We start from the raw sequence: 12,389 nt of genomic DNA, 5'->3' as shown, positions 1-12,389 counted from the left end.
GGAGAAACCATTTGATCATGCAACAAGATGCGCTTCCACCCTAATTTGATGATTTATTTGTAAATCATCAGGGGATTCTTCAGAGTTTAGGCGGCGTTTGGATGTGGCCTATTTATGATCAACAAAAAAAACTGACTCACTTTGAAGTTCCGAGTGTCAATCAACAGGCAATTACCGCTGGAATAATCTATCGCAAACTAATGCCCTATGCCTATCCTGCTGATGATAAGTTTGCCTTTAATGAAGCCGCGAATGCTATGGCGACGGGACAGGTAGCCATATGGCCCTTTGCCTATAACAACCTTTGGCCAGCCTCTTTTAAAGTTGAAGCCAATATACCTGGTGCTCGACTTGGGGTATCTCAAGTCCCCGGAGGAACTCCTTACAATGGTGCCTATGCCTTTGCGGTGAGCTACGACAGTAAAAATCCACAAGCCGCCTATTGGTTACTCAAATATATGGGCACTTTTGAAGCCCAATATGCCTATGCGCTTGGCGGCGGAAATCCATGCCGAATGGATGTCGTTACGGCTCCCGAATTTAAACAAGCTTCAAAAAGGTCTGTTGCTGGTGCATTTGAGGCAAGCCACATTGCTAACTTGTTCTGGTCGACTAAAGTATTGGAAGTAGGACACTTTACCACTACAGCAATGGGGCAGATTTATCCAGAATTAAGTCATGCTTGTTATGCCGCAAGCCAGCATGAAGCCAATAGTACAGATATTTTTATTGAGTTAAGCACCAAAATTAAACATTTGCAGAACACCTACGGGGAAGTCCCTGCAATCGACAAGAAAAACAAATGAACTCAAAACGACTGACCAGTCTTAAACAGAAAATTACGCTAGCCTTCTATATTATTCTCGGCATGGCGTTACTCAATGGCATTATCGCTATCCTATTGTCACAACAATTGAGAACTGAAATTGAGCAACTGGTAAATAGTGATGTCGTGAAAGTCACCACTGCGCTGCAACTAGCGAAAAACAGTGAAAGGTTGCAAATTATCACCACAGAATTAAACCACTATGATACTGAGCAACAACGACTGTCCCTACTTTCAGAGTTAACTAATCAATGGGAGCATTTGTTAAAAGATACAAAAGTATTACTAAGTCTTGAAACCACTCCCGAGATGTATCAAGCCCTAAACACAACGATTGATACTCAGCTTTATTATCAGCAACAACTCCCATTGCTCAATACGCTTACGGACAGTGCTTTACAGGCAAAGTTACAGGCACAAAATATTCAAACAAATTTGGCCGGTATGTCATCAGCATTTTCTGATGAAATGCAGACTCAACTGAATCAGACCCATGAACGATTCGCTCTATTAGTTGACCATAAAGATCTCAGTGGAATTACCGACAATCAGATAGAACATCAAGCTATTTCGGAATACCTGCACCAAGGTGAGCACCTGTTTGTGTTATTAGATGAAGAAAAAAATACCCAAAATATAGCGACGTTAAATCACCTTCAACGGGAAGCGATGCGACGACTTATTCAAATGGAAAATATCGTCGCGTCTATGCATTCGAGTAATACAATTTATATCAACTGGTTATCGCAAATAAAACAAAACATGGTTGGCAATGACAACTTATTTGAGCTATCCCGTAATGCCTTAAAAAGTACTCAGATAGCCAATGCTCATTTTGGCTATCAAGCCAGTGCAGCGAGGCAAATAGCAACCTTCACCCAAGAGTTAGTCAACCATGTTGAAGATGAAATTCAGATCGCAGGCACCGATCTCAAGAGTGATAGTACCTCGTTTGTCATCCTCATCTTTTGTGGAGGTATTCTTTATTGCTTTTTTATCTGGCTCACCAGTTGGCACTTTATTGCTAAAGGTATTATTAAACCCGTGATTGAGACTCGTGATGCAATGAATGCCATCGCCAATGAAAAACTCGATACCCAAATGCCGATTACCGATAACCTTGAACTGCAACAAATGGTGAGTTCACTTGAAACCCTAAAAACCTACGCAGCTCAAGTTAAAGCGATGGCAGAAACCGATGGACTCACTGGATGCTATAATCGCCGCTATTTAGATAGCCAAATACTAAAAGAATTGAGTTACGCCAACGATCATAATATGCCATTGAGTATTGTGATGTTCGATTTAGATCACTTTAAGGAATTTAATGATCAATATGGCCATGTTGTCGGTGATCAATGCTTAAAACAGATCGTCGAGGCCACCAAAGCAATTCTACAACGTCCCACAGATATTCTAGCTCGCTATGGTGGTGAAGAATTTATGTTACTCTTGCCCTCAAGCCATATTGAAGATGCTTACAAAATTGCCGAACATCTGCGCGAAACCATTATAGACTTGCATATTCCCCATCAAGGCTCATCAAACATGGGGATTGTCACCATTAGCTTAGGAATTGCCTGCTGGCAACCTCCGCAATTACTCGATGCAAACAAGCTGATAAGCCATGTTGATGAGGCGCTCTATCGTGCCAAACTAGCAGGGCGAAATCGCACAGAAGTCTTCATTGGCGCTCACTAACACCACTCATTCCGCATTAAGCCGCTCACTGAAAGCGTTTTATTTTTAACCAAAGGATTGAGTTCAGTACGCTCAATCCCCATTAGCTAATATAACTGACACCAATACCACACTGAGGGACTATGCTCGCCAGTTTAACGATTCTAATATTTGGCCTCAGTGCGATTGCTTGGTTGGCCTCCAGTCGTTGGCGCAAAAACCTCCGTCGTAAACAAGTGATGGCAAGCCCCTTTCCAAAGACTTGGCGAGCAATACTAAAAAGAAGACTTCCATTTTTTCATGCATTACCTGCAGATCTTCAATTGCAACTTAAACGTCATATTCAGGTATTTTTAGATGAAAAGCATTTTGTTGGCTGCGATGGTTTACTCATAACCGATGAAATTCGAGTCACTATTGCTGCCCAAGCATGCCTACTGCTACTTAATCGCAAGACCGATTTTTACCCTAAACTAAGACAAATTTTGGTCTACCCCGATGCATTTATAGTCGACAGCCAACGACAAGATCCATCAGGCTTAATCAGGGAGCAACGTAACGTACTCGCTGGAGAATCATGGGAGCAGGGACAAGTAATACTTTCATGGAAAAATACGCTTGAAGGCGCTGCCAATCCACACGATGGCAACAATGTTGTCATCCATGAGTTTGCCCATCAATTAGATCAAGAGGATGGCCACGCCAATGGCGCCCCAATTTTAGCTCGTGGCCAAGATTATCTGTCTTGGTCAAGCGTATTTAATCAAGCATTTAATGAACTAGTTGAAGATACTGCCGTCGGTAAACCAGCCCTATTTAATGGCTACGGGGCTACCAACCCAGCAGAATTTTTTGCCGTAGCGACCGAAGTTTTTTTTGAAAAACCAGCAGAACTCAACCAAGAACATCCAGCACTTTATCGAGAGTTAAGTCATTTCTATCAAGTCGATCCGCTCAATTGGCACTGATGTCATTACAAAGTAATAAACACAAGGAATACCCTATGACAATAGCTAAACACAAACATCTTTCAGCCACTTCGCATAATGCCACTCGGCAAAATTCAAGTCGATTCTGTACCACTATGTTCATTCTTGTTGTGGTCGCGTTACTCTTCAGCTCGAATAACCATGCTAATGATAATAATGCCATCACACTAGCAACAAGCGGCATATCAGCCCCATCAGCCGATGAACAAGCCGCAGCTCAAGTACTTGATCAATTGAATCAATATTCCAGTAGTGCCGATTGGGATAAATATTTTTCACTGTATCGTCAGGATGGGATTTTTATCGGAACGGATGCGAATGAGCGCTGGGGAATGGCAGAATTTGAACACTATTCCCGTCCAACAAAAGGCTGGCGCTACGATTTAACTTCGCGCCATTTAGTGCAACATGGTGATGTAATTCTGTTCGACGAACTGCTCAATAGTCCGAGTTATGGCGTGAGTCGTGGTACAGGAACATTAATCAAAACCAATGGAGAATGGAAAATAGCTCAATATCATTTAAGTTTTCCCATCCCCAATGGTATAGCGAAAAAAATCACTGCTGAAATTAAAAAAGCACAGTAAATCGTTATTTTAAGGACACGGTAAAACACACATTTGCCAGCTGTGAGAAGTGGATGAAAGCTTGAAAATCCACTTCTGTAAAACACCTCTCAGATGGTCCTCTATCTGCATAATAAAAGCCGATCACTTTATTATCCACCAACAAGGGTGCCACTAAAAAACCCGACTCAGGCAATTGCACTTTTAACTCTCGACATTGTTCTTGCCATTTTTTGGCACTCGGATTATCAACCCAAAGTGACTCCTTATGCTCCATCGCCATTGGAAATAACCCCTTCTTATCCCCAAGTTCGATAATAAATAATCGCTTCATTTCCTCTGCATCTCTGCCAAGCATAATCCTTGGCTGTAGCTGTTTACGGCTAGGAGACAACAGCAACACACCACAGCGATCAACTCCAACCCCCTCTAAAATACCCTCAAGTACGGTTTGCATGATTTGATTAAAATCGGCTTTATTGATTGCAAAAGCGGTAAGCTCACGCAGTTTAGCTAATTGGATATTTAAATTGGCGGCAAAAATCGGTAGTTCTACTTCAGGCAACCGAGACTCAAGCTTATCGAGCCTCTTGGGATCAGGTAGATAGTCAATCAACACTTTAGCGCCATAGGCTTCAGCTAATTTATGGGTCGCCTTGGTACAACGCTGCATTCTTAAGGTAAATTCACTCTCATCCAGCACGGTAAAGTTGGCCGCTTGAGTTATAAATTTCTCAAGATCGATCTGATCTGGTATCGCCACAGAGAGCGTTTCGCAAAGTTTATCCGCTAAAAATATACAGCGTATTTCAGGACGAGCGTCATCGGGATTATTTACCGCTTGGATCAATAATTCCCCCAATCCCCAATGGCGAGCAATACTCTGGGTTAGTTGTGAAAAAGAGGTACCTAATGATTCACGAATAAGAGTTCGCTCTTCTGCTGGAGTTTCACATTTCGTTAATTGGCTATCGAGGGTTTCGGTAAATTCTCCCCCGATACTCCAAAACGCACTCTCACCAATATGAAAAAGCAAACAGGCTATAAAGGCCTCCTCTTGAATATCATCATCATAATGACTCAGCATCATCCGAGTTAACATGGCAGCTTGAAATGCCTTAGCCATTAATTTGATTAATCTTTGATATACAGCAGGCGAGAGGTTTTTACTTTCTAACAAGCTAGATAATAATTGTGCAGTGATACAAATATTACGAACTGCATCAAAACCAAGCACAATAGCGGCTCTGCTTACAGTAGAAATTTGCGTACTGCCCTTATGGTAAATAGCGCTATTTGCGACCCGTAAAATACGTGATGTGAGGGCGTTATCATGCATCACGCTACGCCCTAATAAGGCAAGTGAAGAAACGTCATCCTTGGCAAGCTTTTCTAACGTTTGGACGGTGGAACAAAGCGCTGGCATTTCCAACTCACTTATCCGTTTTGTCCAATAATCAACCCCTTTATTAGTATTATTAGGTTTCAACCTAGCTTTCCCTTGATGGTTTAATGTTATTGTTTTTAGTATAGATAGGCTTAAAAAATTCGCCTTGCATCTGGTTCACAATTCAACGATTGATTTTTAAATCCGCAATAGGCTGAACTGAAAACAAAGAAAAGCCCAAGGTTTAACTTGGACTTTAATCAATTACGCCTGCAGATGTAATTTAAAAACCCGCAGTACTTTATCAATATCCTGGCGCGAGATATCTTTATGGGTAACAAAACGTATGGTACGTCCAGGACTAATCAAAATGCCCTCATTACGACAGCGTTGCGCTAAGGCCTGTTCATCGATATGAGAAGCTAAGGTTGCAAACACCATATTGGTTTGAACGGATGGCAAGTCAATTTCAAACTCGTCTAATAGGCTTAACTGTTGGGCCAGATATGCAGCGTTTTGATGATCATCTGCCAACCTTTCAACTTGCGCAGTTAGAGCTAACTCCCCCGCAGCTGCTAGAATCCCAGCTTGACGCATACCGCCACCAAGCATTTTTCGCCAACGCGTCGCTTTTTTAATGAGGCGTTCATCGCCTAAGAGTAACGATCCGACTGGCGCGCATAATCCCTTTGATAAACAGATCGAAACGGAATCAAAGTGTACGGCGATATCAGCAATAGCGATCCCTTGTGCCACTGCGGCATTAGCCACTCTTGCACCATCTAAATGAATTTTTAAACCGCGCTGAAAAGCCAGTGCCTGCGCATTGGCAAGATAGGTTTGGGGCAACACTTTCCCCCCGATAGTATTTTCCAAACTCAGCAAGCGCGTTCGGGCAAAATGAATATCATCAGGCTTGATTGCCGCTTCAATTTCGCTAAGAGCAATAGTCCCATCTAATTGATTTGTTAGCGGTTGTGGTTGAATACTACCTAACACCGCCGCACCACCACCTTCAAATTTATAGTTATGAGCTTGCTGACCGCATAGATATTCATCCCCGCGCTCACAATGCGACATTAATGCAAGTAGATTGGCTTGGGTGCCAGATGCCGTAAAAAGTGCTCCCTCAAAACCAAACATCTCGGCGGCCATGTCCTGTAAACGGTTAACGCTCGGATCATCACCATAAACATCATCACCCACTTCAGCCCTCGACATGGCTAAACGCATTGCCTCAGTAGGCTGGGTTACAGTATCACTGCGTAAATCTATCATTTTGTCCTCAACTTCTTCTGCCTATCCCCTATGCGCATGTCAAATACGCCTAGCGACTCTAGCCTTAAAGGAAAAAATTGTATAGCTTGCTGATATAGCTGCCGATAAAACATACAACCTAATGTGGAATTTAATCTGATATAATTGATTTATATCGAATAAATGGCAAAACTTGGCGTTAGAACGTTTAAAAGCTACAATAGCCAACTAGGATGCTCCTGCTAAAGCAATGCCAATCTCCTAGTGATTTTGACTGCTAGATATTAAACATAAGGTGATTTGTGGTGAATATATCCGTAATGCAATGGATTAAACTAGCCTCTTTAGCATTGAGTTTAACCCTAATGCTACCAGCTTATGCGTGGCAGGATACAGATCAAGATGGCGTGCCCGATATTAAAGATGCCTGCCCCAACACAACCGCTAACACTACGGTGATGGCAAATGGCTGTGTTTATGAAGTCGAAGCCACGGCCACAACTATTCAATGTAATCTCAATGACCCCAGCACCTATTCAGCTCCTGATTGTCATCATATTGAGACAGCCATTGTGTATTTTGAGTTTGCGATAGCAGAGGTAGATTTATCGCAGTGGAAAGCATTAGCCTTAGTCAAAGCATTTTTAGAGTCAAATACTGATGTTCATTTAATCTTGGTTGGGCACACAGATATTGTCGGCACACCTGAGTTTAATTATCAGTTATCACTTCAACGTGCGCAAAATGTGAAACAAATTTTGGTTGAAGACTATGGATTCAACCCAAATCGCTTTACCGTTGTCGGTAAAGGTATATCTGAACCAGTAGCAGATAATCGTTCCAGCGAAGGTCGCAGATTAAATCGACGAGTACAATTTTTCGTCAATAATAAGTAGTTTTGTTAGCGTATTTTTAGGGAGTAATTTAATGGAAAACCTTGAAGGCTTATTAAAGCAGGCTCCAGATCTGATCATGACCTATGGAGTGAAGATCTTATTTGCCCTTGTTATCTTTTTTGTCGGTAAATATTTTTCCGGCGTTGCGCAAAAGGTAGTGCGAAAGCTACTCAACAGCCGCAAAGTTGATCCAACGGTGGTCTCTTTTGTAGCCAACTTATCGTGGGCTGTTGTGTTTGTCTTCACCATTATCGCCACCTTAGGCCAAATTGGTGTGCAAACCGCATCTTTAGTCGCGGTTATCGGTGCCGCCGGTTTAGCGATAGGTTTAGCGCTGCAAGGATCATTATCTAACTTTGCTTCAGGCGTGTTAATGGTGTTATTCCGCCCATGTCGCGTGGGTGACTATATTGAAGCTGCTGGTATTGCTGGCACTGTTGATGAAATCACCATTTTCTCAACTAAATTACGCACGCCAGATAATAAGGTTATCGTTGCGCCCAACTCTTCAATCATGAATGGCACGATCACCAACTACTCAGCCTTAGAAAATCGTCGTATCGATTTAGTCATTGGCGTGTCTTATTCTGCGGATATTGCCCAGACTAAAAAAGTTTTAACCGAGATTTTAGATAACAACCAATATGTGCTGAAAGAACCGGGTTACACCGTGGGTCTGTCTGAACTAGCAAATTCTTCAATTAACTTTGTAGTTCGTCCTTGGGTAAAAACGGCGGATTACTGGACAGCTCGTTTCGAGATTTTAGAACAAATCAAAAATGCGCTTGATGCAGCCAATATTGAAATTCCATTTCCACAAATGGATATTCATGTAAAACAACTGCCCGAGAGCAAATAATCAGCAGTGATATTAGAAGGCCGGTGAAAACCGGCCTTTTTTATGGTGATAAGTCGGATTTTGGCGTACCTTAACCGAATATGCACACATATCTGAGTAAGAGAGAGAATATGCCAAAGTATGTTTCATTTCTGGCCGCTGGCTGTGTTTTTAGTTTAATGCTGCTCAGCCCAATGGCGATTGCCAGCAATAAAACCCAAGTAATGATGGGTGAAAAGACTGTCACCCTAGAAGGAAAATTACCTCAACTTGAGCAAATGGCCCCAAGATTTAAAGTCGTTGATGATAAATTCAATCCAATCAACTTAACCGACTTTAAGGGAAAAACCATCCTGATTAGTGCAGTGCCTAGCTTGGATACGGGTGTTTGTGCGTTACAAACTAAACGCTTTAATAGTGAGGTCAGCCACTTTTCTGATGATGTCGTCATGCTAACCATCAGCACGGATTTACCTTTCGCGCAAAAACGTTTTTGTAAAGTTGAGAATGTCGAAAATATTAAAGTGTTATCAGATTCTGTTTGGCGTGATTTTGGCGAGAAGTATGGTCTGTTAATTGAAGATTATGGCTTACTTGCACGGGCGATTTTCATCGTCGATGCCGAAGGTAAACTCAAGTACCAAGAATTAGTACCCAACATTGCCCAGCATCCAAACTATGATGCCGCGCTAGAGGCGCTAAAAACCATTCAAGCACAGTAATAAGCATAAAAATAGGGCATTTAATGCCCTATTTTTTACTAGTGCGTATGTTGGTCGCCGTTGGCTTGATAGTCGAAGGTAGGCATAGACCAATGATAGCGTAATGCTAACATCCGCCAGCTAAATCCAAAACTTAAGCAAATTAATAGATTAATCCATTCAGCCAATTGATAGGCGTTTAGCGTGATATATAACCCCGCCGTAAAGAGTGAGATTACCGCATAGAGCTCTTTCTTAAAAATCAAAGGCACTTGATTACAAAGAATATCGCGAATAACACCACCAAAAACACCGGTAACCAATCCCATAACGACCGCAATAGTTGGACTAAAACCAAGCATCAGGGTCTTTTGCGCGCCAACAATTGAGAATACCGCTAAGCCTAAGGCATCGATTGCCAAAAACAGCTTAGACAAATAACGCATAACTGGCGCAATCGCGACGGTTAACAAAGATGCAAATGCAATCGCAATTAGATAGTGGACATTCTCGACCCAAATCAAAGGGTAATTTCCAAGTAACATATCTCGTAAGGTGCCGCCACCGATAGCGGTAGCACAACCGATAATGACTACGCCGAATAAATCCATCTGCTTACGGCCAGCTGCTAATGCCCCAGTCATGGCCTCAGCCAAAATCCCAATCAGCCATAATAATCCGATAAATTGCGCTTCTTGCATTTAAACTACTTATTACCCATGCATAAAAAACGGATTTTGCCTGATAATCCACGGGCTGGATAATGAGATTATTTAAATTTTGTCATTAGAATATTTAATCTATTGATACCATTTATGCATTAGTCATTTCTAACCTTCAATATCACGCTACGCCACAATCCTTAAATAACAATAAATTAACTAATAGATAGCAGTCCACCACATTCAATTAAGCTTATTTTTTGATAAGTTTTAATAAAGCATAATCAATTAAACTTTGAAATTTTGTAGAAAACTCAACATCACGTCATTCAAGCCTAATTTTTGGCCACAAAAAAGCGGCCTAATAGCCGCTTTTTTAGACTAAAAGTAAATTATTTGTTTTCAGGTTTCGGAGGATAATTCGCCATGACACTTCCAACGGCATCATTGATGAGCTGGACTCTTTCAGAAGGAGTATTTTTATCACGAATGGTGTCAGCCACCGAACCACGCCATATTAACTTAGCTGTTTTATTATCAACTAAATCAATGATCAACGTACCAACTTCGTATTCTCTCACCGTGGTTTGAGTTTGCATGTTGCCACCCCATCCCCAACCAGGACCATAGTAAGGGTTATAGCCAAAGTTGGTATTGAAAGTATCTACATTAATCTTTTTGTCGATTTTAGTCAGATAGTTAACTAGGACATCAGCGTCTTTTGCATCGACTAACGTCATGCCCTTAGCAGAAAGCTGAGCATTAACTGCATCACGCACTCGCTGATCCATCAGACCATCGAGATGATAACCTGAAGCATCGGTCTTTTGTGCTACCCAAGCATAGGTTTTGTATTGAGAGAAATTGGCACTGGGATCGTAGTCCCAACCAGACTTAAGAGAACTACAAGCACTCAAGGCCAGCACTGCTAACCCTACGATAAAATTTTTCATGGTGATTTCCTTGGATTTCGTAAAGAACACAAATGAGCCGATAAATAAATTTAGCTTACAGAGCAATGGCCGATTCTACAACTCAATATAATGAAAAGCAGAGCGTTATTCAGCTTGACTTCAGCAATCGCTTTAAATGATAATGATTATCACTTAAAGCGATTAAGGGATAAATAACATGTACTGGTTCATTAGCGCATTGATTGTTGCATCAGCAATTTTCTGGCTAGCGCCACAAAAAGCCTCAATCGACACCAATAACAATAAACTCACGCCTCATCTCCCGATGATGTTATTGTTTTTGCCTTTGATTGTAATGAGTTGGCTGATATTCGAAGCTGTATCAAATGGTGCAGACTACACCACTATTGCCGCATTTGGTTTTGTTGCCACAGCCTGTTTAATTGCACTTCCCAAATTACATCGTTTTATTATGCCCTGCGCCCTACTCACCGCATTGGCATTAATCGCTATGGTTTTGCAGCATCTATAAATTCCGTTTGAAAACATGCTACTTCCCTGCAAAGAGCTAGCATTTACCTTCGGCCACTTTCAGTCTCTGTCTGTGGCCTTTTTTTACCTCTACTTTTTACCTCCACGAAGCATTATGAATTTGATAGACTTAAGCAGTTTACATTCAGATAAAAGATGACTTATGAGAGTAGATCCCAACGTTTCCTTAGTATACAGCACTGATAAAGGTCGCATTACTGCCGAACCAGAAGCAAAAGCACTCCCCGCATCCGATGGCATTGTGCGTATCCACAGAGACAGCAAAGGCCGTAAAGGTAAAGGTGTCTCGGTCATTTCAGGCCTAGGGCTTGACGATACTGGCCTAAAAGCACTAGCACAAACACTTAAAAAACAATGTGGTTGTGGTGGGACGGTTAAAGATTTCACGATCGAAGTGCAAACCGATAACCGTGAACTACTCAAACAGTTGCTTGAAAAACAAAACTATAAAGTCAAATTAGCCGGCGGTTGATACGCCACGATCCTAAGTAGCTGGATTTTATCTATCGATCAATGCATGTGGGCTGAACGGAGCATTTAATGGAGAGTTTGCAGAACCATTTTTTAATCGCCATGCCATCACTCGATGACACTTTTTTTGAGCGCACCGTCATCTATTTATGTGAGCACGATGAAAAAGGCGCCATGGGACTAGTGATAAATAAACCGCTGGGCATTGAAGTTAACTCCTTGCTCGAGCAGATGGATCTCCCAACAGAGCAAGTGTCTGCCGATTTTGCAATGGGAGCGCAAGTCTTAATGGGCGGGCCAGTCTCCCAAGATAGAGGTTTTGTACTACATACTTCCCAACCCTATTGGGCCAATAGTACGGAATTAGGCTCGGGACTGATGCTTACCACATCTCGAGACGTATTAACCGCTATAGGCAGTAAGCGCTCGCCAGATAAGTTTCTCGTGACATTAGGTTATGCTGGCTGGAGTAAAAATCAGTTAGAGCAAGAACTTGCCGATAACTCTTGGCTTACGATCCCCGCTGATCACACCTTACTCTTTGAAGTAAACCACGAAGATAGATGGCAACAAGCTAGCCGTTCACTGGGATTTGAGGCTTGGCAACTTTCAACACAGGCAGGCCACGCTTAATCTCACTTTATTTAACG

General features: G+C 42.0%; 13 protein-coding genes and 1 pseudogene. 10 read left to right on the top strand and 4 right to left on the bottom strand.

The annotated features are described in order from the left end of the window. Nucleotides 1-74 precede the first annotated feature (74 nt). From FJD32_RS06550 to FJD32_RS06535, 4 genes and pseudogenes are all read left to right on the top strand, one after another. A pseudogene (locus FJD32_RS06550) lies at nt 75-806 on the top strand (extracellular solute-binding protein); the annotation flags it as partial. Beyond that, entirely contained in the window at nt 803-2,527 is a 1,725-nt protein-coding gene (locus tag FJD32_RS06545) for a GGDEF domain-containing protein (protein ID WP_140907519.1), read from the top strand. The pseudogene FJD32_RS06550 and the gene FJD32_RS06545, both read left to right, overlap by 4 nt. 122 nt (nt 2,528-2,649) lie before the next feature. Then, nucleotides 2,650-3,474, top strand: coding sequence for a M90 family metallopeptidase (locus FJD32_RS06540; RefSeq protein WP_037429412.1), 825 nt, complete (start codon nt 2,650-2,652; stop codon nt 3,472-3,474). A gap of 35 nt (nt 3,475-3,509) precedes the next feature. Next, nucleotides 3,510-4,082 carry a nuclear transport factor 2 family protein gene (locus tag FJD32_RS06535; RefSeq protein ID WP_140907518.1) on the top strand — a complete coding sequence of 191 codons (573 nt, stop codon included), beginning with the start codon at nt 3,510-3,512 and terminating at the stop codon, nt 4,080-4,082. Nucleotides 4,083-4,086: 4 nt separating this feature from the next. On the opposite strand, the gene FJD32_RS06530 is transcribed toward FJD32_RS06535, so the two are convergent. Both FJD32_RS06530 and ltaE read right to left on the bottom strand, forming a co-directional pair. Continuing rightward, nucleotides 4,087-5,550, bottom strand: a complete 1,464-nt coding sequence (locus FJD32_RS06530; RefSeq protein WP_140907517.1) for an HDOD domain-containing protein — start codon at nt 5,548-5,550, stop codon at nt 4,087-4,089. Nucleotides 5,551-5,712: 162 nt separating this feature from the next. Then, nucleotides 5,713-6,726, bottom strand: coding sequence for a low-specificity L-threonine aldolase (gene ltaE, locus FJD32_RS06525; protein WP_069453277.1), 1,014 nt, complete (start codon nt 6,724-6,726; stop codon nt 5,713-5,715). Nucleotides 6,727-7,025: 299 nt separating this feature from the next. On the opposite strand from ltaE, the gene FJD32_RS06520 reads away from it, so the two are divergent. From FJD32_RS06520 to tpx, 3 genes are all read left to right on the top strand, one after another. After that, nucleotides 7,026-7,601, top strand: a complete 576-nt coding sequence (locus FJD32_RS06520) for an OmpA family protein (RefSeq protein ID WP_181159869.1) — start codon at nt 7,026-7,028, stop codon at nt 7,599-7,601. A 31-nt stretch (nt 7,602-7,632) separates the two neighbouring features. Beyond that, on the top strand, nt 7,633-8,460 hold the full coding sequence (locus FJD32_RS06515; protein WP_037420742.1) for a mechanosensitive ion channel domain-containing protein: 828 nt from the start codon (nt 7,633-7,635) through the stop codon (nt 8,458-8,460). Nucleotides 8,461-8,570: 110 nt separating this feature from the next. After that, the gene (gene tpx, locus FJD32_RS06510; RefSeq protein ID WP_037429419.1) at nt 8,571-9,161 is read left to right on the top strand and encodes a thiol peroxidase; all 591 of its coding nucleotides are present in this window, start codon (nt 8,571-8,573) and stop codon (nt 9,159-9,161) included. A 38-nt stretch (nt 9,162-9,199) separates the two neighbouring features. On the opposite strand, the gene FJD32_RS06505 is transcribed toward tpx, so the two are convergent. Both FJD32_RS06505 and FJD32_RS06500 read right to left on the bottom strand, forming a co-directional pair. Further along, on the bottom strand, nt 9,200-9,841 hold the full coding sequence (locus FJD32_RS06505; protein WP_037420748.1) for a trimeric intracellular cation channel family protein: 642 nt from the start codon (nt 9,839-9,841) through the stop codon (nt 9,200-9,202). A gap of 353 nt (nt 9,842-10,194) precedes the next feature. Then, nucleotides 10,195-10,755, bottom strand: coding sequence for a DUF4136 domain-containing protein (locus FJD32_RS06500; protein WP_037420751.1), 561 nt, complete (start codon nt 10,753-10,755; stop codon nt 10,195-10,197). A gap of 178 nt (nt 10,756-10,933) precedes the next feature. On the opposite strand from FJD32_RS06500, the gene FJD32_RS06495 reads away from it, so the two are divergent. From FJD32_RS06495 to FJD32_RS06485, 3 genes are all read left to right on the top strand, one after another. Beyond that, nucleotides 10,934-11,248, top strand: a complete 315-nt coding sequence (locus FJD32_RS06495) for a hypothetical protein (protein WP_037420754.1) — start codon at nt 10,934-10,936, stop codon at nt 11,246-11,248. 162 nt (nt 11,249-11,410) lie between these two features. Then, on the top strand, nt 11,411-11,740 hold the full coding sequence (yciH, locus tag FJD32_RS06490) for a stress response translation initiation inhibitor YciH (RefSeq protein WP_037420757.1): 330 nt from the start codon (nt 11,411-11,413) through the stop codon (nt 11,738-11,740). Nucleotides 11,741-11,808: 68 nt separating this feature from the next. After that, complete coding sequence (locus FJD32_RS06485; protein WP_140907515.1) at nt 11,809-12,372, top strand: YqgE/AlgH family protein; 564 nt, start codon at nt 11,809-11,811, stop codon at nt 12,370-12,372. Nucleotides 12,373-12,389: the final 17 nt, after the last annotated feature.

The sequence above is a fragment of the Shewanella sp. LC6 genome (assembly GCF_006385735.2).
Lineage (GTDB): Bacteria > Pseudomonadota > Gammaproteobacteria > Enterobacterales > Shewanellaceae > Shewanella > Shewanella xiamenensis.
This window is presented reverse-complemented; position numbering and strand designations above follow the sequence as displayed.

Coding starts and splice junctions, on each gene's coding strand:
- FJD32_RS06545 (WP_140907519.1), top strand. CDS start 803: ATGAACTCAAAACGACTGACCAGTCTTAAACAGAAAATTACGCTAGCC.
- FJD32_RS06540 (WP_037429412.1), top strand. CDS start 2,650: ATGCTCGCCAGTTTAACGATTCTAATATTTGGCCTCAGTGCGATTGCT.
- FJD32_RS06535 (WP_140907518.1), top strand. CDS start 3,510: ATGACAATAGCTAAACACAAACATCTTTCAGCCACTTCGCATAATGCC.
- ltaE (WP_069453277.1), bottom strand. CDS start 6,726: ATGATAGATTTACGCAGTGATACTGTAACCCAGCCTACTGAGGCAATG.
- FJD32_RS06520 (WP_181159869.1), top strand. CDS start 7,026: ATGCAATGGATTAAACTAGCCTCTTTAGCATTGAGTTTAACCCTAATG.
- FJD32_RS06515 (WP_037420742.1), top strand. CDS start 7,633: ATGGAAAACCTTGAAGGCTTATTAAAGCAGGCTCCAGATCTGATCATG.
- tpx (WP_037429419.1), top strand. CDS start 8,571: ATGCCAAAGTATGTTTCATTTCTGGCCGCTGGCTGTGTTTTTAGTTTA.
- FJD32_RS06505 (WP_037420748.1), bottom strand. CDS start 9,841: ATGCAAGAAGCGCAATTTATCGGATTATTATGGCTGATTGGGATTTTG.
- FJD32_RS06500 (WP_037420751.1), bottom strand. CDS start 10,755: ATGAAAAATTTTATCGTAGGGTTAGCAGTGCTGGCCTTGAGTGCTTGT.
- FJD32_RS06495 (WP_037420754.1), top strand. CDS start 10,934: ATGTACTGGTTCATTAGCGCATTGATTGTTGCATCAGCAATTTTCTGG.
- yciH (WP_037420757.1), top strand. CDS start 11,411: ATGAGAGTAGATCCCAACGTTTCCTTAGTATACAGCACTGATAAAGGT.
- FJD32_RS06485 (WP_140907515.1), top strand. CDS start 11,809: ATGGAGAGTTTGCAGAACCATTTTTTAATCGCCATGCCATCACTCGAT.